Origin of the sequence: Algoriphagus sp. A40, assembly GCF_002002735.1 — a bacterium.
Classification (GTDB): domain Bacteria; phylum Bacteroidota; class Bacteroidia; order Cytophagales; family Cyclobacteriaceae; genus Algoriphagus.
Genome location: NZ_MUNY01000060.1, coordinates 70844 through 94808, shown reverse-complemented (window position 1 = coordinate 94808; position 23965 = coordinate 70844). Strand labels below are relative to the sequence as shown.

The window sequence follows — 23965 nt, the reverse complement described above, 5'->3', positions numbered from 1 at the left end:
CCATTCCTTTCTTCGGTCTCCTGTCTTCTGACTTCAGTCTTAATCGTATTTCGCCTGTATCAGGACCGTTCGTGCCAAAACAGGAGTAACGGCAAAGTATCCCAAAACCTCCGGATCGCCCTGAACTACCTTGATATTCGTGTCCGGATTTTGGGGTGGCGGACTAAACAGACCTCCGTCATTGAAAAGAAGGTTGACTAACTGATTGAGGTAATCAAAAGCATTCTTGTTTAGCCGAAAAAGCTCCAACCGGACTTTGTCATTTTCTTCGAAAGCATAGCCCAATTCAAGACCCTCTTCAAAAAACTTCAAGCCAAAGGTATCATCAAACAACAGGTAATCTTCCCGCTGATTTTTCAGAGTGTCATTTTCAATCACCCGAATCCGATAGTTATTATTCTCTTCGAACGGGATTTTGCCATAAACTTTGATATAATATCCTTCCTCCCGGAAAAGCCGCTCCTCTTCAAAACTCCAGGTCACACTGTCCACAATCGGAGGTTCAAGCATGACACCTTCCGACACATAGATATTGTCTTTCCATTTGACATGAAGCTGGTAGGTTTCTCCAACTTTTGCATGCTCCTGGGGATTGGCAGCCCGGTAATTATTGATTCCTCCCAGGAAAATAAAAGGGATCACTTTATCTGTTCCCGGAATCGTGATAAAAACTTCGGCGTCAGAGATTACCTGCACTTCAGTTGAATCATAGTAGTCCTTGGAAAGCGTGATTCTCACTTCATTGTAGATCGATTGATCTGTCCAAAAAGCTTCAATGGTCGGGACCAACTCCTCCTTTTCACCCAAAGGCAAGATCACTTCTTCCTGACAGGACCAAGACAAAATCGCGATTAAAATTCCAGCTAGCCTCTTCATCAGAATTGAAAATTATAGGTAATCGAAGGAAGAAAAGTAAACAGATAGGTCATCACGACTCCTGGTTGCGCAGAAGTAATTTCACCATCCGAGCTTGCGTCAAAGTTGATATCATCGTTGAAAATCGTCCTGAATTCGTATGCAAAGGGATTTTTCCTTCCATACAAGTTGTAAATGCTAAAATTCCAGCTTCCTCTCCATTTCCTGCCTTTGTCAGAATTCTTCCAGGTCACTGAGGCATCCATCCGGTGGTAATTGGGGAATCTGTCCACGTTCCGATATTCAGAGTAAAGCGGAACGGACTGATTATCGACCTCATACGATCCCACCGGATAGGAAACCGCCTGACCGGTAGTATAAACGAAGGTCAGACCTGCAGACCAGCTTGGAGAAAATTCATGGTTCAAGACCAAAGTCACATCATTTGGTCGGTCAAACCTGGGATTATATGCTTCATTTCTGCTCACACCTTCTATTTTTCTCCAAGTTCTTGACCAAGTATAGGCCAGCCAACCGGTCGTTTTTCCGATGTTTTTTCTCAGTAAAAACTCAGCGCCATAAGCCCATCCTTTTCCTGCAAGCAATTCGGTTTCGACCTGATCGGTAAAAAGCACCTGAGCACCATTCCTCAGATCAATCACATTGTCGAGGTCTTTGTAATATCCCTCTATGGAAAACTCCCAGCGATTTTGGTTGAAATTGTGAAACAAACCCAGCGACACCTGATCACTACGAACTGGCTCTATGTACCTTCCCGACAAAATCCATCGGTCAATCGGCAATCCTGCAGAACTGTTGGAAGCAATCTGGATGTATTGAAAATTACGGTTGTATGCGGTTTTGACTGAAAATTGATCATTGATCAAATACCGGAAAGCAATCCTTGGTTCGAGACCTTGGTAAAACTGCATACTTTCCATAGTGCCAAAACTCAATGAATCTGTGATTTCAACCTCAGGTCCTGGAACCCCTCCCTCGTATAGGTAATCCACGCCCTTTCCCACCTGATTGAAAAGCCCCCATCTCAGCCCACCTTCTACACTTAGCTTGGATGAAATCTCATGGTTGGCGCTAAAGAATAGATTATTGAGCAAACCGTTTTTGGGATTGGTCACGATTGATTGAATAGCACTATTCGGAGCAGGCTCGAGATCTATTGGGGCAAAATGATAGTATTGACTGTGAATCCCCCAATTTAATTGGGTTTTGGAATTGGGCAAAGCTGTCCAAATGGCCTTCAGCCCCGATTCTGACAGCTTATTGCTCCATTCAAAGCCGTTTTCCGGATCGTCAAACTCGACGGTATAACTGTATCTGGAATGATATCCCTGCAAATCAAAAAAGAACTTATCCGAGCTCACTCTGCTCCAATTTGCGGAAGTCACCCAGTTGGTCCAACCCAGGCCAAACTCATCATCCAATCCTAAAAAGTCACTTCCTTGATAGCTTGAGATCGATATTTTGTCTTTCTCGCTTACTATAAAAGCCAATTTTCCGCTTAAGTCGTGAAAATTCAATTTATTGTTTTTGAGGTTTTCATCGGAGGAAAGCTTAAGAAACACATCCGCATATGTTCTCCGTGCGCTGACAATGAAAGTCGAATTTTTTCCAAAAAGCGGTCCATCCAAGGTCAACCTTGAGGAAATACTACCAATCCCGCCTTCGCCGTGGATCTGTTCATTGTTGCCTTCTCTCAGCGAAACGTCGATCAAAGACGCCGCTCTGCCTCCAAATGATGCCGGCATATTGCCCTTGTAGAGGTCCACACTTTTGAGTCCGTCCGGATTGAAAACTGAAAAAATTCCGAAAAAATGCGAAGGATTATATACCGGCGCTCCGTCTAGCTGCACAAGATTTTGGTCGGCAGAACCACCCCGCACAAAAATACCGGTAGTCCCCTCTCCCGCTGATTTTACTCCTGGAAGCAATTGGAGACTTCGGAGCAAATCCACTTCTCCGAACAATGCTGGAATATTTTTGATTGTTTCGATGGGAACAGTCGCCTTCCCCATTTCCATATTTTTGACTTGCTCGTCGGGTCGGCGTTCTTGAATGATGATTTCATCCAGGGACATTTCTTCAGGTTTCAGGAAAAAACGAATGGGCTTGTCAGCCTCATTTTTATTGATCTGCCGGACAGAACGCTCAAATCCCACATAGGAAATGACCAACCTGGCAGGAAGTGGGATCAGAGGTAATTGAAATTTTCCGTTTAAATCTGAAACTACTCCGGACTCAATTTTTCCTTCCCAATACACATTGGCTCCGATCAAAGGCTCGGAGTTGCTGACATCCAAAACTTCGCCTGAAATAAATACCGGTTCCTGCGAAAATGCCTGATACCCAAGGCTTGTCAAAAAAAACAGCGTCAGAACTCTAAAAAGGGACATGCAGCGGAATATTGATCTGAGTATGCTAGGCGAACGGCCTGGTTAATTTAATGTTTGTTAATTCTGCCAAAAGTTTCTTGGGCTTTAAACCAATACCGGAAACCTGACTTTCAAAGTTAGGTTTATTTCCTAATTTCAGGCCATGATTTGGGCATACCCTGACATCAGACTCACCCTAGTGCTTGCGGGAGTCTTTGTGCTGCTTTACCTTCTTTATCTGACGCGATTTTGGGCTATCAACCGCCGGTTGAAAGTGGAGAAGCAGCGCCTATTCACCAAACTGATCATTCGATCAGCCTATTTCATCCTGTTTTTGATTGCGTTTGCAGGTCCTTCGATCGGCAATTCATTCAAAGAAGTAAAAGAAGAAGGAAAGGATATCTTCATTGCGGTTGATCTTTCCCAATCCATGAATGCCACGGATATCGGTCCCAGCAGGCTTCAGCGAATCAAATTTGAGCTGAAAAACCTGATCAAAAGCTTTCCCTCAGACCGGATCGGCCTGATTATTTTTAGTTCTGAGGCATTTATGCAATGCCCGCTGACATTTGACCAAGCGGTAATCCAACTTTACATTGATGGCCTGAATACAGGAATTGTCCCCAATGCCGGCACTGACCTGACTGCTCCTTTACGGATGGCAATGGACCGATTTATGAAAGATGAAAGTCAGGAAGTAAAAGCCAAATCCATTATTTTGATCTCAGATGGGGAGAATTTCGGAGATGATCTGGAAGGAGTAATTTCTGAACTTGCCGAAAACAACATCAAAGTATTTTCCCTCGGAATCGGGACAGAACAGGGAAGCGAAATCCCAAGAGGAAATGGAGTAGTCATTGATCCTGAGACAGGAAAACCTGCCATTTCCAAGCTTGAATCTCAGTCTCTTCGGTTGGCTTCTTCAGAAACCTCGGGAGAATACTTCGAAATCTCCGACGAAGCCCAGCAAATCGGTGATCTGGTATCAGCGATTGACCGATTGGAAGGTGGAGTAGCCAATACCCGCATGGTGGAAGCCAGTTCCAACAAATACTTCTACTTCTTGTTGGCAGCATTGGGATTGGCGCTTTTGGATATGATTTTACCCATCAAAACAATCAAACTCTGATGAGCTGGAGCAAATTGATTTTGACTGTATTTCTCCTAATCCCGAGTTCCTGGACCCGGGTGACTAGACTCAACAATGCCATACGAACTGCTGAAAAAAGCTATGCGGAGGCGAATTACGCACAGTCAGTCAGTGATCACATGGTTTTGGTCGATGAATTCCAATACAGCTCTTCTGAATTGAATTTCGACTTGGGACTCAGCCATCAATATTCTGAAAAAGTGGACGAGGCCCTGACCTGGTACGACCAGGCTTCCCAAAGTCCTTCCAAAATGCTTGCCTCATTTGCCTTCAATCAAAGCGGAGTGATCATGGGCAACAAAAAAGAATACGAGGCAGCATTAAGCAAATTCCAGTCGGCTCTAATCCAAGATCCGACCAATGAACAGGCCAGACACAACTATGAATTGCTTGCCCGTTGGCTGAAAAGAGACGAAGAGCGTAAAAATCAGGATCAAAACAAGCCAGAACCTTCGGATTTTGCGAAGCGAAAGAAAGCTGAAGCTGACCGCTTGGTGGAACAATTCCGCTTCAATGACGCTTTAAGTATCATGCAGGAAGCAATGACACAGGATTCGACTGTTGCCGCATATCAGGATTTTATGACCACGCTCCAGGAGGTAGTTGAAATCGATGAAAATTAAACTTTCAGTATTCTTACTTGGTGTTTTTCTGATTTGCTCAGGAAAAAGCATGGCTCAATCTGCCGGGGATTATTTCAACCGGGCGGCACGTTCCTATGTGAAAACGGAAAAAGAGGGTGCCTTGAAAGAAGTGAATGACGGGCTGACCAAATTTCCAAATGACGCAAAACTTAAAGCGCTTAAGGAAAAGCTGGAAAAGGAACAGGAAGATCAAGAACAGGAAAATAAACAAGATCAACAGCAGCAAAACCAACAAAATCAAAGTCAGGATAGCGAAGGAGAAAAGGGAGATAGCGAGTCTCAGCAAAAAGACGGCGAACAAACCGAAGAAGACAAGGCCAAGGAAGGTCAAAAAGGCGAGGATCCTTCCCAACAAAGTGAGGAAGCGGGTGAAAATGCGAACGACCAGATGGACGCCAACCTAGCGGACAGGCAGAAGAAGCTCGACGAAATGCGCGAAAAGCTCAAGAGCATGAATCTTTCGCCCGAGCAAGCATCGCAAATCCTGGAATCTCTCAATGCAGCGGAACTTCGGTACATTCAGGACAATAAGAAAAAACCTACTCAGAGACCAAAACGCGGATTGCCTGACTGGTAAGAGAAAAAAAAAGCCAGCAGACCGAAGACTGAAGGCGTATTCTCTTCGGTCTACCGTCTTCTGGCCTTTAGACTAAACCCAAATATCCATGAGCAAAGAAGTATACATCGTATCCGCCGTTCGGACACCCATCGGAAGTTTCGGCGGAAAATTATCATCCTTAACTGCCATCGAACTTGGCAGCATCGCCATCAAAGGCGCTTTGGCTAAATCTGGTGTTTCTCCCGAAGCTGTAAATGAGGTGTTTATGGGCAACGTGATCTCAGCCAATCTCGGTCAGGCTCCGGCCCGTCAGGCATCAATCGGCGCAGGAATCGGATACAATGTTCCCTGCACCACAATCAATAAAGTCTGTGCTTCGGGAATGAAAGCAGTGATGCTTGCCACCCAATCCATCATGCTCGGCATTAATGATGTCGTGGTAGCCGGAGGCATGGAAAGCATGTCCAATGTCCCCTATTACATTCCAAAAGCACGCTTTGGCTACAAATATGGAAATGCTGAACTGACCGATGGACTGGTGAGAGATGGACTTTTTGAAGTATACTACAAGTTCCCGATGGGAAATTGCGCTGAGAATACAGCCAAAGAGATGAACATCACCCGCGAGGAGCAAGATGCCTACGCCATCCAATCCTACAAACGCTCAGCTGAAGCTTGGGAAAAAGGATTGTTCAAAGATGAAATCGTCCCAGTGGAAATGCTGGGAAGAAAAGGTGAAACGATCCTGATTGATGAGGACGAAGAATTCAGAAACGTGATGTTTGATAAAATTCCTTCGCTTAAGCCGGTTTTTGACAAAAACGGAACTGTGACCGCCGCCAATGCTTCCACCATGAATGACGGAGCTTCCGCCTTGGTGTTGGTTAGCAAAGAGAAGGCAGAAGAATTGGGATTAAAGCCTGTGGCCAAAATCCGTGGATTTGCAGATGCGGCCACTGATCCACTTTGGTTTACCACTGCTCCTGCTTTGGCTATTCCAAAAGCCTTAAAACATGCCGGAGTTTCAGCTGACGAAGTTTCTTATTACGAAATCAACGAAGCATTTGCAGCGGTTGCCATTGCCAATCAGCGGGAATTGAAACTGGAAAATGACCGACTTAATGTATTTGGCGGAGCTGTTGCTTTGGGCCATCCACTTGGAGCGTCCGGTGCTAGAATCATTACAACATTGAATTCAGTCCTTCACCAAAAATCCGGCAACATCGGCGTAGCAGGAATTTGTAACGGCGGCGGCGGTGCTTCGGCGATTGTGATTGAGAGGATGTAAAACCTTCTATTGAGCGCAAAAAAGCCCGGAATTTAATCTCCGGGCTTTTTTTGGGCTACTAAATTACTGCGACTGATCACTGTAAACTAAAACTGGACCCTGCCTACTGAGACTGTTCACTGGTCACTGGCTTAGGAAATCCCGAAGTAAACTCCATTTCCAACTTTTCCTTTCCTCCGATCACAAACATCGCTTCCACTCCCGGAAGGCTTTCTGCAAGAGCTTTGGCTTTCTCGGGACCCATGGCCATAAAAGCAGTAGCCAAAGCATCCGCCTGAGTTGCTGATGGCGCCAAGACAGACACGGAGACCATCGAATGGCTTACGGGAAAGCCAGTTTTAGGATCCAGGATATGAGCTCTTCTGTTTCCGGCTTCATCAATGTAAAACTTCCGGTAATTGCCCGAACTGCTGATGGAGCGATTGTCAAGTTCGACTTTGGTCAGCATGGTGCTGGTCACACCCATTTCCGCCTGAGCGGGATCCTCGATGCCAATGGTCCAACTGGTATTTCTTGAATTCAAGCCTCTCGCTTTCATCTCCCCCCCGATTTCGACCATGTAGTCGGCAATCTCATTTTTCTCCACTACTTCCACCAATTTGTCAATGGCATAGCCCTCACCCAGCCCAGTGATATCGAGCATCACTCCGGGCTTGGCTGCAAAATAACCAGAGTCTGTGATGGAAATATTTTCCTCAAATCCTACCAAAGCAAGTAAATCAGCCACTTTCGCAGAATCCATTTGCTCTCTTTGTTCAAAGGAAAAACCCCAGGATTTCAACAATGGATAAAGAGTCGGTTCAAAATATCCTTCAGACATCCGGTGATATTTCGCAGCGGAATCAATCATGTCTTTGAAAGTGAACGATGGAGTTAAAAGTTTTCCAGCTTGGTTGAATTGTGATACTTCAGATTCCTGAACATACGAATTGGCAGCTGCATTAATGAGGGCAAAAACCGAGTCAAATTCAGGCTGTAGGTCTTTTTCCATATCAGAAACCTGAATGCGATAATAGGTTCCGAATATTTCACCTTCATAGGTTTTGAAGGATTTTTCCTTTTCGGAACAGGACGAAAAACCAATCAAGACAATCAGAAGGAAATGCAATGTAACTCTCATAATCAGCGAATTAGCCAAAGGAAGTGGAAGACTTCTTTCGGCAGGAGAAGAAAATTTGCCCAAAAATAGTCAAATTGAATTCCTTCACCGTAAATTTTCCGGGAAGTGAATTTCCTCCGGATCGGATTTTTGATCCACCACCTTTCGATTTACAATTCAAAATGAACCGATTTTCATCAAAAGCTTTGTTCTTGACTTCTGCTTTATTCCTGGCTTTTTGTGCCTTTGGCTTTGCTCAGGATACCATCCGGACTTACTACGATGAAGATTCCCTTTATATCAAGGAAATCCTGACCAAAATCAACGGAAAGGCAGAAGGTGAAGTCAGGCTTTTTGATCCAAACGGGAAATTGATCTTGATCGGAAACCTCAAAAATGATCAACGAAACGGGTTTTTCTATGATCTCGATCCCGAATCTGGGGATACAGTTCGTATTGTGGAGTTTCGAAATAACCTGCGTGAAGGAAAGTCCATGAGTTACTATCCCGGCGGTGGAATTCGTCAGGAATCTACTTTTGCCAACAATCAGCTCGAAGGAAAAGTCATAACCTATTTCGAAGACGGAAAGATTAGTGACCAAACCACATTCAAAAACAACAAACCGGACGGACTTTCAGAGGCCTTTTTTCCGGATGGAAAGCCCAAAACCAAAATCAATTTTCTGGCGGGTCAATACAACGGCCCCTATGAAGAACATGATGAAAATGGACAATTGATTTTTAGTACAAACTATACGCGAGGAGTGGTAGATGGAAAAGAGACCCAATATTTTCAGGATGGGTCAATAAAAGCTCAGAGAGAATTTCGCGTCGGAGATCTCAACGGAATCTATGAACTGAACTATCCTGACGGAAAACCGGAAAGAAGAGGAAGGTATAAAAACGGATCACCGGAGGGAGAAATGATCGAATATTTCCCCGATGGATCTGTGCGGATGAAAGCTGTTTATCAAAAAGGAGTTCCGACCCAACCTATAGTCTATTACCACTCCAATGGAAAAATAAGGCAGCGTGCCACTTATAATAATCAGGGGCAGAAAATCATGGAGGAAAATTTTCATCCAAATGATGAATTGTCAAGTTTGGTCAGGTTCGCAAATGAGCTGGAAGAAGGTGAAGTAAAAGTCTACAGAGAAAATGGCAAACTACTGGAAATCAGAAATTATACAAAAGGAAGCCTAAACGGAAAACGGGAGCTTTACGACGAAAACGGTCAGCTGATCACAACCGAGCTTTGGGAAAACGGAAATAAAATCAATAAATAAAACCCAAGTCTAAGGCAGTGGAAATCCATTTTTCTATTTTTGCCCAAACGATTTTCAAATGAGCAAAGCCATCAAGGAAACCCATTTCAATTTCCCCGGACAAGTGGGTTTTTACAAAGGAAAAGTAAGAGACGTCTATATCTTTGATAAGGAACTGGTTGTGGTTGCTTCTGACCGGATTTCGGCATTTGATGTAGTTTTACCCAAACCAATTCCTTTCAAAGGTCAAGTGCTAAACCAAATTGCAGCCGGTTTTCTGAAAGCCACTTCCGACATCGTTCCCAACTGGGTGACTTCTACCCCGGATCCAAGTGTAACAATCGGCAAGCGTTGCCATCCTTTCAAAGTAGAAATGGTCATCCGAGGCTATCTCGCCGGACACGCCGCCAGAGAATACAAATTAGGCAAACGAGTGCTTTGCGGCGTTGCTTTGCCCGAAGGGCTCAAAGAAAACGACAAACTCCCGGAGCCCATCATCACTCCGACAACCAAAGCGGATGAAGGACATGATGAAGATATCTCCAGAGAAGACATCCTGGCAAAAGGGATCGTAAGTGAGGCGGATTACTTGATTTTGGAAAAATATACCCGGGCGCTTTTCCAGAGAGGTCAGGAAATGGCCAGGGAAAAAGGCTTGATTCTGGTGGACACCAAATATGAATTCGGTAAATTCGGTGAAGAAATTCTCCTGATCGACGAAATCCATACTCCTGACTCTTCGAGATATTTCTATGCTGAGGGCTATCAGGAAAATCAGGACAAAGGCCTTGCCCAAAAACAACTGTCAAAAGAATTTGTCCGTCAGTGGTTGATTGCAAACGGATTCCAGGGTAAAGATGGACAGACAGTGCCAGAAATGACCGATGAAATTGTAGAAAGCATCTCCGATCGCTATATTGAGCTGTTTGAAAACATCACCGGACAAACGTTCGTGAAAGCGGAAACCGAAAACATCGAATTAAGAATTGAAAATGCAGTTTTGACCCATTTGGGACTCAAGAACAAACTTTAAGAACTATGAAATCAAGCATGATTCCCAAAGTCACATACTGGGATGAATCTAATCATGCGAGATTCCATGTTACCATTAAAAAAAAATTATAAAAACATGAAATACACTATCGATAAAAAAGAGCAATATGTAGTCTTTGCTCCATTGGAAGAAAAGATTGATTCCTTGCTTGCTCCAAAGTTAAAGTCTGAATTATTGACAATTCACGCCGAAGGTTATGCCAATATCGTTTTGGACATGAGCCAGGTAAAATATGTAGATTCCAGTGGCTTGAGTGCTTTACTGGTAGGAGACAGAGAATTCGGCCGAAACGGTGGGATTTTTGTCATTTCCGGTGTTCAGGACCATGTGATGAAGCTATTGAAAATCTCCATGTTGGATAAAAAACTGAATTTGGTCAGTTCGCTGGAAGAAGCAGGTGAGGCGATCTTTATGCACGAAATCGACGGAGGCGAAGACGAAGAAGGAGCTTGATCCCGGATTTTGAAGTCACCATTTTAGGAAATACCTCTTCCATTCCGGTACATGGAAGGAATCACACTGCCCAGGTCGTCAGATTTGGGCAGGAGTTTTTATTGATAGACTGTGGTGAAGGCACACAGATCCAAATGCGAAAGTTTAAAATCAAGTCTTCACGTATCAGCCATATTTTTATCTCCCACCTTCACGGGGATCATTATTTGGGTTTGATGGGCGTATTGTCCAGCTACCATTTAGCAAAACGAACCAAGCCTTTGACGATTTTCGGACCCAAAGGCCTGGATGAAATCATCACCACCCAGTTTCGTTGGAGCAACACTAAACTCTCCTATCCGCTGACTTTTAATGAGACGAATCCGAGTGGGCAAAATTTACTTCTGGACCATCCCAGATTTACAGTTTATAGTTTTCCATTGACCCACAGGATTCCAACCACAGGTTTTTTGATTCAGGAAAAAGCAGGGCTGAGAAGCCTTAACAAGGAAAAACTTCAGGAAAAGAAGATTCCATTGGCAGCGATTCATAGCCTGAGAAACGGTAAAAGTTTTCAGGATGAAAATGGAAATCTGTACAAACTGGAGGAATACACCTTGCCTCTCGCTCCCTTGAGAAGTTATGCTTTTTGCTCAGACACACGGTTTGAACCAAAGCTTTCCAATTATCTTAAAGAACCAACCTTGCTTTATCATGAGTCCACTTTTATGGAATCAGATGCAGCACGGGCAAGTGATACCTTTCACTGCACTGCAAAACAAGCAGCGGAAATTGCAAATTTAGTCAATGCAAAATCCTTACTTTTAGGACACTTTTCCTCTAGATATGTCCATTTGGAAGATATGCTCGAGGAGGCAAAAACTGTATTTATTCGATCTGAGTTGAGTGAGGAAGGAAAAACCTATTCTATTTTGCCCGCAAATGAATGAAATCCACCACAGCCGCAAAACCAACCTTTTTATCATCCTTGGATCGATCTTTTTGACCAATGCGATTTTGGCGGAGATCATCGGTGTAAAGATTTTTTCGGGTGAAAAGACACTCGGTTTTGAGCCGATCAACTGGAATATATTTGGGGAATACATCTTGGATTTTAATCTGACTGCAGGTGCGGTCATTTGGCCGATTGTGTTCATCACCACGGATATTATCAATGAATACTTTGGAAAAAAGGGAGTCCGGAAAATCAGTTTTATTACAGCAGGACTGATCGCTTATGTGTTTGTGGTGATCAGTGTGGTGACCGTATTGGTTCCGGCTGACTTTTGGTTGGATGTAAATTCCCAAACTCCCACTGGAACTGGATTTGATATCAATTATGCATTCAACACCATTTTCCGGCAAGGAATGGGAATAATCGTCGGCTCACTTACGGCCTTCTTGTTGGGCCAGCTGATTGACGTTTTTGTCTTTCAAAGGCTTCGGGCCATCACTGGTCCCCGCATGATTTGGCTTCGTGCAACAGGTTCAACTTTGATTTCCCAGTTTTTCGATTCTTTTGTGGTTTTGGGAATAGCTTTTTATGTTTTCGGGAACTGGAGCCTCAGCCAAGTTATCGCTGTCGGGATCATCAATTACACCTATAAGTTTGCTGTAGCGATCCTTCTAACCCCGCTTTTGTACTTGGGACATGGCCTGATTGATCGGTATTTAGGAAAAGATCTGGCTGAGGAAATGGTAAAAGAAGCCAGCTCAGACCGGGCATTTATATAAATAATGATTAATTATTAAAAAAATTTTCCATTTCGGATTTCCTAGGTTTAACCATTTTTACTTTCGTATTTCAGTATCCTAAATCGAATATCCAAGATATAAAATCAAGAAAAACCAAATTTATTTTGCTCTTATCCCTTCATTTTTAACGAATATTCTAAAAACTTTTGAACCAGTCTTGGATTTCAAAATTATTAACCCTACTTTTGCATCGTCAATTTTGACACAGCGTATTTTTCGTGCCGTGAATCCTTACTGTCGCTTGTCTGGGATTTAGGATAACATGGCAAGAAAAAGTAAGGAAAACATTCATGGAAATCACAACACAATTCTCAGACCTGGGGATTTCAGTAGAAATCTTGCGGGCAGTGGAAGAAATGGGTTATACAACCCCTTCCCCAATTCAATTACAGGCTATTCCTTTCGTATTGGAAGGACGCGATTTGATCGGTCAGGCTCAAACCGGAACCGGTAAAACTGCAGCTTTTGCAATTCCAATCATTGACCTAGTCGATTCAGAATTGAACAAGCCACAGGCCATCATCCTTTGCCCTACCCGCGAACTTGCGGTTCAGGTAGAAGGAGAAATCCAAAAACTATCCAAGTATCACAGAGGCATCAACTCTGTTGCGATCTACGGTGGAGAATCAATAGACAAGCAGATCAGAGTACTTCGTAAAGGAGTTCAGATCGTAGTTGGTACTCCAGGTCGAGTTCAAGATCACATCAACAGAGGAACATTGAAGCTTGACAGCATTGGAATCATCGTATTGGATGAGGCTGATGAAATGCTGGACATGGGTTTCAGAGATGATATCGAGGCAATTCTTTCAGAAATGCCTGCAGAAAGACAAACTGTCTTTTTCTCTGCAACGATGGCTAAGCCAATCTTGGATTTGACAAGAAAATATCAAACCAATCCTGAAATCATCAAAGTCGCTAAAAACGAATTGACAGTTTCTAAAATCGAGCAGGTTTACTACGAAGTAAAGCCTTCTTTGAAGATGGAATTGATGACTCGTCTGATGAACATCAACAATTACGCTTTGAGCGTAGTGTTCTGTAACACGAAGAGAATGACTGACGAAGTAACGGAAGCTTTGGGTGCTAGAGGCATCTTGGCGGAAGCGCTTCACGGTGACCTTTCTCAGGCACAGCGAGATAAAGTAATGGGTAAATTCCGTAAGGGACTTTGCTCGGTATTGGTAGCAACTGACGTAGCTGCCCGTGGTATTGACGTGGACAATGTAGAGGCAGTATTCAATTACGACCTTCCATTGGACGAGGAATATTACGTACACAGAATCGGCCGAACCGGTCGTGCTGGTAAGTCAGGTACTGCGATTACGTTCATCACAGGTCGAAGAGAAACAATGAAACTCAGAGATTTGGAGCGTTTCACTAAAGCTACCATCAATAAAATGACGCCTCCATCTGTCACTGAATTGGTTGAGCTGAAAAAAGCACAATTGGTGAAGGACGTTTATAGAGTATTGGCAGTAGAAGAAGATAATCAGCTTTTCGAAGCGACTATCGGACAGATGCTTGCTGAAGGGTTGACTATCGAGCAGATTGCTCTTGGCTTGATCAAGATGAACATGGGTGAAACCGTGAAAGAATTGAAAGAGCAGGATTTCGGAATCGAAGCCTACGGAGCAAGAAGAGAAGGATCAAGAGAAGGAGGTCGTGATTTCGGTCGCGGAGAGAGGGGATCTGATCGATTCGGACGTGGCGAAAGAAGCGGTTCTGATCGATTTGGAAGAGGCGAAAGAGAAAGCGGTGGCCGTTTCGAAAGAGGCGGAGAGCGCGGTGGAAGATTCGGTGACAGAAAAGAAGGTGGGGACCGATTTGCAGCCCGTAGTGAAAGTGGACCAAGAGACTTCGAAAGAAGAGCTCCTAGGGAAGAAAGAACACGCGATGCAAACATGACTCGCTTGTTCCTGAATCTTGGTAACAAAGACAGAATCCGTCCTAACGATATCGTAGGTGCAATCGCTGGAGAAACTGGCGTTCCTGGCAAAAGCATCGGTGGCATCGACATCTTCGACAACTTCTCCTTCGTGGATGTTCCTCACAAAGACGCAGAACATGTGATCAAAGTGATGAAGAACAACACCATCAAAGGAAAGACCGTCAACATGGAAATTTCAAAAGGTTAAATTGGTTATAGGTTAATTCGGTTTAAAGGCACATTTCTTCAAGAAATGTGCTTTTTTTGTGCCTTTACCTCACGGCCCACCCATGCAGCTTTTTTTCCAGGAAAATATCACCGAACCCCTCACCTACCTCGACGAGGAGGAATCCCACCACTTGGTCAAAGTGCTGCGCAAAAAACAGGGCGACCCAATCCTACTGACTAATGGAAAAGGACAGGTCTTTGAAGGCGTGATTTTGGAAGCAAATCCCAAAAAGACCAGTCTGAAAGTCCTGAGCTCAGCTATTGTTCCGGAGGATAAGTTTCACATTCACTTGGCTATCGCTCCGACCAAAAGTCCGGATAGGATGGAATGGATGGTGGAAAAAATCTCCGAACTCGGATTTCACGAAATGACACTTTTGGAAACCATGAATTCGGAGCGAAGTTTTCTAAAAACAGACCGACTGCACAAAAAAATGATCTCGGCTTGCAAGCAAAGTCTGAAATTCAGGATTCCTGTATTGCACCCGACCAGAAAACTTAGCGACCTATTTAAATCCAAGGACTTTGAAGGTTTTCAGAAATTCATCGCATACGTAGATGAGACCCATGAAAACCACTTTTTTGATGTTGCTCTCCCCGATGGAAAATATCTGATCCTAATTGGCCCTGAGGGCGATTTTGACCCAAAAGAGATCAAAACGGCTATTGAAAACGGCTTTCAGGCAGTTTCCTTGGGAAAAAGTCGCCTTAGAACCGAGACTGCCGGGATGGCTGCAATTCAGATGCTTCAAGTACTAAACCGCTGATTTTTCCGTTTTTTTACTAAACCCTCAAGTATCCCTTGAAGTCCCCGATCAAAATTTTTAACTTAGATATTTAACAAACCCTCCAAGGGTTTCGAACCCTTGGAGGGTTTTTACTATTAACAAAAACTGCTGTGCCGTACAAAGAGCGAGAGATCGAAAAAAAGTACCATTCCATTGGTGAAGTTGCCGAGATGTTTAAGGTAGCACCTTCGCTTATCCGCTATTGGGAAGGGGAATTTGACATTATTCGCCCCAAAAAGGATAAAAAAGGCAACCGACGCTATACCAAAGAGGACATTCAAAAGATCAAGTATGTTTACCACTTGGTAAAGGAAAAAGGATATACCCTTCAGGGAGCTCAGGAAGTGATTTCTTCTGGAAAAAATCACGGATTTGACAAAGTTGCAGCAGTTCAGAAACTTCAGGAAATCAAAGACTTTTTAATCAATCTGAAGAATGAACTCAAAGCCCGAAACGGATCTTGAAAATCTTCGCTACCATTTAGCCCTTTCTCAAGCTCCCAAAGTTGGCCCGGGAGTATTCAAAGCCATTTTAGCCTATAGCGGTTCCGCAAAGGTTTTTTTTAGTCTCAGCAAAGGAAAAGCGGGAAAGATCCCAAGAGTTGGGGAAAAGCTGCTCGAAATCCAAAGCCAAGCCGTTTCCCTTCTTCGAAAAGCAGATGAGCTGATTTCCCTAAGTGAAAAAAAAGGATTCCGTATCTTGGTTTCAACCGATCCTGAATTTCCTGCCAGACTTAAAGCCCACGAAGACGGGCCAGTCATACTGTTTACACAAGGGAATTGCAATCTGAATTTTGAGCGAAGTGTGGGGATCGTAGGAACAAGAAGTGCAACTTCTTATGGTAAATCCATCACTCGAAAAATCGTCGAAGACCTCCTGCCCTACCAACCAGTCATTATTTCCGGATTAGCTTATGGAATTGACATTGAAGCCCACCGAGCAGCATTGCAAGTCGGGCTTCCAACAATCGCGGTGATGGGTTCTCCGATTTCTCAAATCTACCCGGCAGCCCATAAAAAGACGGCTGAACAACTGCAGGAAACAGGCGTCCTTTTGAGCGAATATGCACCGGGAAGCCCCATGGTACCCGGAAATTTTCCGGCACGAAACCGGATAATTGCCGGACTTTCTGATGCGTTGATTGTGGTGGAAGCTGCAGAAAAAGGCGGCGCTTTGATTACGGCTGAAATTGCCTACAGTTACAACAAGGATGTTTTTGCAGTTCCGGGAAATTTACAATCTCCCTTTTCAGAAGGATGCAATCATTTGATCCGAAAAATGAAGGCCTCGATCTATACTGGGCCAGGAGATATCGCTGAAGCACTTTTCTGGACAAAACCGGGGGAAGAAAAAGCCAAAAAGCCAACCTTGGAACTGAGCAATCGGGAGGAGGAGGAAATTTTGATCCTAAAACTTCTCCTAGAAAAAGGTGAATCAGAAATAGACCAAATCAGCTATCTGACTGAAATCCCGTTAGGGATGCTTTCTTCTAAATTATTATCTCTTGAATTTGAAGGAATTGTGAAGTCTCTTCCTGGGAAAAAGTATAAGTTGATGGTGTAATCCTGCTCCCGATTTATCCTTCAAAAATCTCTTCCAAATTGAGTCGAAACCCTTCAATGCAAGCAGATTCAACAATATCACCTGAAACGAATAATCTGGAAGATTGATATTTTCCATTGACAAGTGAATAGATTAACAATGTCTGCTCATTGGGATGGATCACCCAATATTCCTTTACTCCTGCTTCTTCATAGACCTCGTACTTATTTTTTAGCTCTCTTTTGTTATTTCCGGGGGAAAGTATTTCAACGACAAGGTCAGGAGCACCAATGCAGCCTGCATCGTCCAGTTTCCCAGAATCACAAACCACACACAAATCAGGCTGAACCACAGTATCAATGTCCTGATTTCTCTTGGACTTCACCGGTAATCTGACATCAAATGGCGCATGAAAAACCTGGCAAGATTTTCCTTTTAGGAAATTGAAAAACTCCGCTGACAAACGAATCGAAACCTTTTGGTGAGACATCCTTGGTGCGGCAGCATCTCGCTTAAACACTTTTCCTTTGATTAGCTCGACCATCACGTCCATTTCCCAAGTCAGGTAATCAGCATAGGTGTAGCGGCCATATTCGATATCCGGCTCTTTTACAAGATGTTTATCCTCATTTTCCATAAACTAAAGCTACAAAAAAATCAAAGTCTAAAGGCAAATTTCCCTCAGTCCATCTTACCTATCTCCCCTTCAATCTTCGAATCACTTTCGGAAAATACCACAGATAAAACCCACTGATACCCATCAATATCAAACCCAATGCTGTCAGAGTTGAATAAGTCAATTTGGTTGCCTCATCACCTCCAAGGTAAAAATCAACAATGCTGCCGTCGTGCACTTTTTCGATCCAGTCCGAGTGACGGGTTTCAATCGAAAGCACTTCTCCGGAAAATCCATCTAACTGAACTTCTGTAAAATGGGTTTTGAATGTCACCTTGGCCACACCCTTGTCCGGGCGGATATCGATGCGGTCAACCTCGGTGGATTCACCGATTTTGGCCATTTCCGCTTCAGCTATACTCACCATTTCCGCAGGGGAAATCCAATTTCCCTGTTGAATTTTCGTCTCCAAAGTCGGAGGTAACAACTCCGCCTTCTTTTTCCAAGCCAAAAGAATTGAGGTTATTCCAATTAAAAAAAAGAAAATGATCAAGGGAATCCCCAGCCATTTGTGAAGGCTTCTGAGCCACCGGAGTGATTTTACTTTACTTTGGACTTTGGGCTCAGTCATCAATCAGGTGTTAAATACAAATTTCGTAAGCTTCATGGATTCAGCTAGTTCTGACTTGTCCAGTTTCAAGTCATACCCTTGATATTCCAAAGTCTCAATCATCACCTCAGTCGCCATATTTCCGACAAGTTTGTCTTCCGCCATCGGGCATCCTCCAAAACCTTTCAAGGCTCCATCAAATCTCCGACAACCGCCCTTTAGACCTGCAAGCACTTTTTCTTCAATCCCTTCGGCTCTACTGTGCAAATGAGCTCCAAACTCAATTTGTGGAAATGCCTGAATCTGAACTTCGAATAAGTTAGAAATCAATTCAGGCGTAGCTACACCTATCGTATCTGACAGCGAGATCGTCTCTACCTGAAGCTGAGCTAGTTTTTCGACAAATTCAGCGACCAGTTCGGGAGAATAAGGATCTCCATACGGGTTGCCAAAACCCATACTGAGATATACAACCTGCTTTTTACCTCTTGCTTCGCAAAGATTTTGGATTTCCTCAACAGTTTTTAAAGCTTCAGAAATGGAAGCATTGGTATTTCGCTGCTGAAAAGTCTCTGAAACAGAAAGCGGAAAGCCCAAAAAATCAATTTCTTGAAAATGAAGTGCATCCTCCGCCCCTCTTACATTAGCCACGATAGCCAAAAGCTTGCTTTTCGCCTGATGCAAGTCCAACAGATCCAACACCTCAGCAGTATCCCGCATTTGCGGAATCGCTTTTGGACTCACAAAACTCCCAAAGTCAATGGTATCAAAACCGACCTCCAAAAGTTGGTTGATGTAGGCAGCTTTGATCGCCGTATCGATAAATTCAGGAATTCCCTGCATCGCATCCCGTGGACATTCGATCAGTTTAATCATGTCCCAAGATAAAAATTAAAGGAATCGGGAAATTGTAATTGGGATGATTGGCGAAAAGGTTGAGAAAAAAATTAGCTCCAAGTTTGAAAAAATAAAACCTTCGGGGTCTTAGAGACCCCAAAGGTTTTTTAAAACACAGCTTTTGCAATTTTGTATGTCGTGTCTGCCTTGCTCATCGTATAGAAATGAAGCGAAGGCACATTGGCTTCGATCAATTCCTTGCATTGCTCAATTGCCCAAGCGATTCCAACTTCTTTGACATCTGCATTGGTTTTGCATTTTTCAAGTTCATCCGTCAGTGCGTCTGGCAAATCAAGGAAGAAAGTTCTCGGCAGATTAGTGATTTGACCCAAAGTTGCAATCGGTTTGATCCCCGGGATGATCGGCACCGTGATACCCGCCTCACGGACTTTTGCCACAAAATCAAAGAACTTCTTGTTGTCAAAAAACATCTGAGTCACAATGTATTCTGCCCCTTTATCGACTTTTTCCTTCAGATACTTCAGGTCAAATTTTAAGCTCGGGGCCTCGAAATGCTTCTCCGGATAGCCTGCCACACCCACACAAAAATCAGTATGAAAGCTGTTTTCAGTTTCTTCATGCAGATACCTGCCGTTGTTCATTCTCACGATCTGTTCCACCAATTCACTGGCAAAGCTGTGACCTTCCGCTTCTGGAATAAATCTTCCTTCGGTCTTTGGCGCATCGCCTCTGAGCGCCAGCACGTTGTCCACACCGATGAAATTGAGATCAATCAGCGCGTTTTCTGTTTCTTCTTTGGAAAAACCGCCGCACAGCAAATGCGGCACCGCATCGACATGGAAGCGGTTCATGATCGCTGCGCAAATCCCGACTGTACCGGGACGCTTTTTGGTACTGACTTTTTCCAGCAATCCGTTGGGATGCTTTTTATAGATAAATTCCTCCCGATGATAAGTCACGTCCACAAAAGGCGGCTTGAATTCCATCAAAGGAGCAATCCCCTCCATAAGTTCTTTCAGACTTTGGCCCTTGAGTGGAGGAAGAATTTCAAATGAAAAAAGAGTTGAATTCGCGTTTTTAAGGTGTTCGGTTATTTTCATTATTTAGATATTGCTAAAGTTGGGGCTGGGGAATAGGCCAAATTTGGAGATAGTAAGCGCTCGGCTTGCTGTAGGTTGATCCCTTTTCGTTCAGCATAGGATGCAACCTGATCTTCACCGATTTTGCCCAAGCCAAAATATTTACTTTCTGGATTGCCGAAGTAAAATCCGGAAACGGAACTGGTCGGATACATGGCAAAACTCGAAGTCAAGGTGATTCCGACGGAATTTTCCAGATCTAGCAGGCTGCCGATGGTAACTTTTTCAGAGTGCTCCGGACAGGCCGGATACCCTGGCGCTGGTCGAATTCCAGGATATTCCTCTCGGATCAAGCTGTCATTGTCCAATCCTTCCTCAGTCGAATAGCCCCAATAGTTCTTTCGGACTTCTTCATGAACAAATTCTGCAGCAGCTTCGGCCAATCGATCAGCCAAGGCTTTGAACATGATGTCGTTGTAATCATCACCAGCTGCTTGGAATTCAGCCAATTTGGTTTCCATACCCAAGCCTGAAGTAACTGCGAAGCAACCCAGGTAATCGATTTTTTCGGGATGCAGGTAGTCCGCAAGTGACCGGTTAGGTACTCCTTTTCCCTTTTTGCCCTGCTGACGCAAAAAGTGGAATTTAGCTAGTTCCTGAGACCCATTTTCCGGATCAAAAACCACCGCATCGTCCTCAATTCGCTGAATCGGATATATTCCGAAAACGGCATTGGCAGAAAGCCATTTTTCAGAAATCAGCTTATCCAGCATTTCCTGTGCATCTGCAAAAAGCTTTTTCGCTTCATGACCCACCAAAGGATCCTCCAGGATTTTGGGATATTTTCCGCTCAGCATCCAAGTACTGAAGAAAGGAGTCCAGTCGATGTATTTCCTCACCACTGTAAGATCGAGGTCTTTCAAAACCGTCTTACCCAACACTTTTGGCTTTACCGGCTCAAATGAACTCCAGTTTATTTCCACTGGATTGGCTTTTGCTTCCGTGTAGCTCACCAATTGCTTCAAGGATTGCTTGGCCTCATGCTCCTCACGGAGAACTCGGTAAGTTTCCTTGAGCTGAACTCGGTAGCTTTCTTTGGTTTCTTCAGAAATCGCCTCTCCTGCAATTGGAACAGACTTACTTGCATCGGTCACATGCACGACCGTGCCGGAATAAACCGGATCGATTTTCACTGCTGTATGAATCCGGGAAGTAGTTGCTCCGCCAATCAACAAAGGAATTTTCAATCCCTGACGCTCCATTTCTGAAGCCACATTGACCATTTCGTCCAAAGACGGAGTAATCAAGCCACTCAATCCGATGATATCTACTTTGTTTTTGATGGCTTCGTCAATGATTTTTTGCGCATCCACCATAACTCCCAAATCGATGATTTGGTAGCTGTTGCAAGCCAAAACGACACCAACAATATTTTTTCCGATATCGTGAACATCACCTTTGACGGTTGCCAGAAGGATTTTTTTCAGGGAGGAAGCTTCCTCACCTTCACCTGGTAGCGGCATGAATGGTTCCAAATAAGCCACTGCTTTCTTCATCACCCGGGCGGATTTCACCACTTGGGGCAGGAACATTTTTCCTTCACCAAAGAGATCTCCCACCACATTCATCCCATCCATCAGCGGACCTTCGATGACTTTTAGCGGATTCACCAATTCCAAGCGGGCAGCTTCAGTGTCTTCTAAGATAAAGTCCAATATACCTTTAACCAGTGCGTGTTCGATCCGTTTTGCTACTGGGTCAGTTCGCCAAGCCTCATTGACGACTTCCTTCTTTCCAGCTGCTTTGACGGTTTCTGCAAAATCCAAAAGTCGCTCAGTCGCATCTTCTTTTCTGTCAAAAAGCACATCCTCGACTCGCTCCAAAAGGTCTTTTGGAATGTCGTCGTATACCTCCAACATCGTCGGATTGACGATACCCATGTCCATGCCATGATGGATCGCATGGTAAAGAAAAGCCGCATGCATGGCTTCTCGTACTCGGTCATTTCCCCGGAAAGAGAAAGAAACGTTGCTGACTCCGCCGCTGACTTTGGCACCGGGGAGGTTTTCCTTGATCCACTTCGTACCACGGAAAAAGTCCAGGGCATTTTTGCGGTGCTCCTCCATCCCTGTAGCAACCGGGAAAATGTTCGGATCAAAAATGATATCCTGACAATTGAATTTGACCTGTTCGACCAAAATCCGATAGCTCCGCTCGCAGATTTCGATTCTGCGCTCGTAGGTATCCGCTTGGCCTTTTTCGTCAAAAGCCATTACGACGACTGCCGCTCCGAATTTTTTGACAGTTTTGGCTTGATGAATAAATTCAGCCTCTCCGTTTTTTAAGGAAATTGAATTCACGATTCCTTTGCCCTGCACACACTTCAATCCTGCTAAAATGATGCTCCATTTGGAGCTGTCAATCATGATCGGGATTCGGCTGATTTCCGGTTCGGAAGCGATCAGATTGAGGAATTTAACCATGGCAAATTCCCCGTCAAGCATCCCTTCATCCATGCAGACATCCAAAACCTGAGCACCGCCACGGACTTGATCCAGGGCGATTTCGAGTGCATCGTCATACTGCCCATTCAGGATCAGTCGGGCAAATTTCTTTGATCCGGTGATATTGGTCCGCTCACCGATGTTGACAAAATTGATGTTTGGAGTGAAAATCAAAGGCTCTAAGCCCGAAAGTTTCATGTAATTCTTAGACATTGCTTTCCTCCTCTTCCGTTACTTCTTCAATTTTTCTCGGCTTGTATTCAGCAGCCATTTTGGCCAAGGCATGAATATGATCAGGCGTGGTACCGCAGCAGCCGCCCAGAATATTCAGCATGCCCTCTTTCAAAAAGTCCCTTACTTGGTCAGCCATTTCATTGGCTCCCTGATCGTAGGCTCCAAATTCGTTTGGCAATCCTGCATTGGGATAGGCAGACACATAGAATGGTGCATTTTGGGCCAAAACTTTCAGATATGGCCGAAGCTCTTTGGCTCCCAAAGCACAGTTTAACCCAACAGATAGCAAAGGCACATGGGAAACTGAAATCAAAAACGCTTCAGTGGTTTGACCGGAAAGTGTACGCCCAGAAGCATCCGTAATCGTACCGGAAATCATGATCGGTATTCCGCCTTCTTTCGGATCAAGTGGAATGTTTCTTTCCTCGTAAACGTCCTGAATCGCATACAAAGCTGCTTTTGCATTCAGGGTATCAAAAATCGTCTCGACCAAAATGATATCCGAACCTCCGTCAAGCAATCCCCTCACCTGCTCAGAATACGCTTCCGCCAACTGGTCAAAAGTAATCGCGCGGTATCCGGGATCATTTACATCCGGAGAAAGAGAAGCAGTTTTATTGGTTGGGCCGATGGCTCCAGCGACGAATCTTGGCTTGTGTGGTTCCTTGGAGGAGAATTCATCCGCTACTTCCCGGGCAAGTTTAGCCGATTCAAAATTGATGGCATAGGCCAGGTGAGAAAGTTCGTAATCAGCCTGGGCAATAGTCGTACCCGAAAAGGTGTTGGTTTCGATGATATCAGCTCCTGCCTCTAGATATTCCTTATGGATCTGCTTGATAATATCCGGACGGCTCAAAGAAAGTAAGTCGTTGTTGCCTTTCAGGGATTTGGGATGATCTGCCAAAGCAGGAGTTCTAAAATCTTCTTCAGAAAGTTTGTACCGCTGAATCATGGTACCCATGGCTCCGTCAAGGATCAAAATCCGGTTCTGAATAGCTTGGAGCAGGGTTTCCGTTCTGTTTTGCATCGTGATGTAGTTAATTCAAAAAAGCCGATCGAGCAAAACACGGAGAAAAGTACTAGTA

22 protein-coding genes are annotated in these 23965 nt (G+C 44.2%); 13 read left to right on the top strand and 9 right to left on the bottom strand.

Annotation, left to right across the window (positions count from 1 at the left end; genetic code table 11):
* Nucleotides 1-39 precede the first annotated feature (39 nt).
* Both B0E43_RS15215 and B0E43_RS15210 read right to left on the bottom strand, forming a co-directional pair.
* Nucleotides 40-876, bottom strand: a complete 837-nt coding sequence (locus B0E43_RS15215; RefSeq protein WP_077351254.1) for a DUF4249 domain-containing protein — start codon at nt 874-876, stop codon at nt 40-42.
* A complete protein-coding gene (locus tag B0E43_RS15210; protein WP_077351252.1) occupies nt 876-3266 on the bottom strand; it encodes a TonB-dependent receptor in 2391 nt (796 codons plus the stop codon). Before B0E43_RS15210 ends, B0E43_RS15215 begins: the two co-directional genes overlap by 1 nt.
* Nucleotides 3267-3408: 142 nt before the next feature.
* Here B0E43_RS15210 and B0E43_RS15205 point away from each other — a divergent pair, with 142 nt between their 5' ends.
* From B0E43_RS15205 to B0E43_RS15190, 4 genes are all read left to right on the top strand, one after another.
* The gene (locus B0E43_RS15205) at nt 3409-4374 is read left to right on the top strand and encodes a VWA domain-containing protein (protein ID WP_077351250.1); all 966 of its coding nucleotides are present in this window, start codon (nt 3409-3411) and stop codon (nt 4372-4374) included.
* The gene (locus B0E43_RS15200) at nt 4374-5018 is read left to right on the top strand and encodes a hypothetical protein (protein WP_077351248.1); all 645 of its coding nucleotides are present in this window, start codon (nt 4374-4376) and stop codon (nt 5016-5018) included. Before B0E43_RS15205 ends, B0E43_RS15200 begins: the two co-directional genes overlap by 1 nt.
* Complete coding sequence (locus B0E43_RS15195; protein WP_077351246.1) at nt 5008-5616, top strand: hypothetical protein; 609 nt, start codon at nt 5008-5010, stop codon at nt 5614-5616. The genes B0E43_RS15200 and B0E43_RS15195 overlap by 11 nt, the downstream gene beginning before the upstream one ends.
* Before the next feature lie 88 nt (nt 5617-5704).
* Entirely contained in the window at nt 5705-6886 is a 1182-nt protein-coding gene (locus B0E43_RS15190; RefSeq protein ID WP_077351244.1) for an acetyl-CoA C-acyltransferase, read from the top strand.
* A 103-nt stretch (nt 6887-6989) separates the two neighbouring features.
* Here B0E43_RS15190 and B0E43_RS15185 read toward each other — a convergent pair whose 3' ends face one another.
* Nucleotides 6990-8006 carry an FAD:protein FMN transferase gene (locus tag B0E43_RS15185; protein WP_139352786.1) on the bottom strand — a complete coding sequence of 339 codons (1017 nt, stop codon included), beginning with the start codon at nt 8004-8006 and terminating at the stop codon, nt 6990-6992.
* 161 nt (nt 8007-8167) lie between these two features.
* Here B0E43_RS15185 and B0E43_RS15180 point away from each other — a divergent pair, with 161 nt between their 5' ends.
* From B0E43_RS15180 to dprA, 9 genes are all read left to right on the top strand, one after another.
* The gene (locus tag B0E43_RS15180) at nt 8168-9271 is read left to right on the top strand and encodes a toxin-antitoxin system YwqK family antitoxin (protein WP_139352785.1); all 1104 of its coding nucleotides are present in this window, start codon (nt 8168-8170) and stop codon (nt 9269-9271) included.
* Between the two features lie 58 nt (nt 9272-9329).
* Entirely contained in the window at nt 9330-10283 is a 954-nt protein-coding gene (locus B0E43_RS15175) for a phosphoribosylaminoimidazolesuccinocarboxamide synthase (protein ID WP_077351238.1), read from the top strand.
* 96 nt (nt 10284-10379) lie between these two features.
* Nucleotides 10380-10757, top strand: coding sequence for an STAS domain-containing protein (locus tag B0E43_RS15170; RefSeq protein WP_077351303.1), 378 nt, complete (start codon nt 10380-10382; stop codon nt 10755-10757).
* Nucleotides 10754-11686: a ribonuclease Z gene (locus tag B0E43_RS15165; RefSeq protein WP_077351236.1), complete on the top strand. Its 933-nt coding sequence runs from the start codon at nt 10754-10756 to the stop codon at nt 11684-11686. The genes B0E43_RS15170 and B0E43_RS15165 overlap by 4 nt, the downstream gene beginning before the upstream one ends.
* On the top strand, nt 11679-12470 hold the full coding sequence (locus tag B0E43_RS15160; protein ID WP_077351234.1) for a queuosine precursor transporter: 792 nt from the start codon (nt 11679-11681) through the stop codon (nt 12468-12470). Before B0E43_RS15165 ends, B0E43_RS15160 begins: the two co-directional genes overlap by 8 nt.
* A 311-nt stretch (nt 12471-12781) precedes the next feature.
* Entirely contained in the window at nt 12782-14629 is a 1848-nt protein-coding gene (locus B0E43_RS15155; protein ID WP_077351232.1) for a DEAD/DEAH box helicase, read from the top strand.
* Between the two features lie 82 nt (nt 14630-14711).
* Nucleotides 14712-15416, top strand: a complete 705-nt coding sequence (locus B0E43_RS15150) for a 16S rRNA (uracil(1498)-N(3))-methyltransferase (RefSeq protein ID WP_077351230.1) — start codon at nt 14712-14714, stop codon at nt 15414-15416.
* Nucleotides 15417-15547: 131 nt separating this feature from the next.
* Nucleotides 15548-15901 carry a MerR family transcriptional regulator gene (locus tag B0E43_RS15145; RefSeq protein WP_077351228.1) on the top strand — a complete coding sequence of 118 codons (354 nt, stop codon included), beginning with the start codon at nt 15548-15550 and terminating at the stop codon, nt 15899-15901.
* On the top strand, nt 15873-17000 hold the full coding sequence (gene dprA, locus B0E43_RS15140) for a DNA-processing protein DprA (RefSeq protein WP_077351226.1): 1128 nt from the start codon (nt 15873-15875) through the stop codon (nt 16998-17000). The genes B0E43_RS15145 and dprA overlap by 29 nt, the downstream gene beginning before the upstream one ends.
* A gap of 13 nt (nt 17001-17013) precedes the next feature.
* Here dprA and B0E43_RS15135 read toward each other — a convergent pair whose 3' ends face one another.
* From B0E43_RS15135 to B0E43_RS15110, 6 genes are all read right to left on the bottom strand, one after another.
* Complete coding sequence (locus B0E43_RS15135; RefSeq protein ID WP_077351224.1) at nt 17014-17616, bottom strand: Uma2 family endonuclease; 603 nt, start codon at nt 17614-17616, stop codon at nt 17014-17016.
* Nucleotides 17617-17674: 58 nt separating this feature from the next.
* Nucleotides 17675-18226, bottom strand: coding sequence for a PepSY-associated TM helix domain-containing protein (locus B0E43_RS15130; protein WP_077351222.1), 552 nt, complete (start codon nt 18224-18226; stop codon nt 17675-17677).
* A 3-nt stretch (nt 18227-18229) separates the two neighbouring features.
* Nucleotides 18230-19081, bottom strand: coding sequence for a hydroxymethylglutaryl-CoA lyase (locus tag B0E43_RS15125; protein ID WP_077351220.1), 852 nt, complete (start codon nt 19079-19081; stop codon nt 18230-18232).
* Nucleotides 19082-19209: 128 nt separating this feature from the next.
* Complete coding sequence (gene metF / locus B0E43_RS15120; RefSeq protein WP_077351218.1) at nt 19210-20163, bottom strand: methylenetetrahydrofolate reductase [NAD(P)H]; 954 nt, start codon at nt 20161-20163, stop codon at nt 19210-19212.
* Entirely contained in the window at nt 20163-22859 is a 2697-nt protein-coding gene (metH, locus tag B0E43_RS15115; RefSeq protein WP_077351216.1) for a methionine synthase, read from the bottom strand. The genes metF and metH overlap by 1 nt, the downstream gene beginning before the upstream one ends.
* Nucleotides 22852-23907 (bottom strand): homocysteine S-methyltransferase family protein, encoded by a 1056-nt coding sequence (locus B0E43_RS15110; RefSeq protein WP_077351214.1) that lies wholly within the window; start codon nt 23905-23907, stop codon nt 22852-22854. Before B0E43_RS15110 ends, metH begins: the two co-directional genes overlap by 8 nt.
* Nucleotides 23908-23965 lie beyond the last annotated feature (58 nt).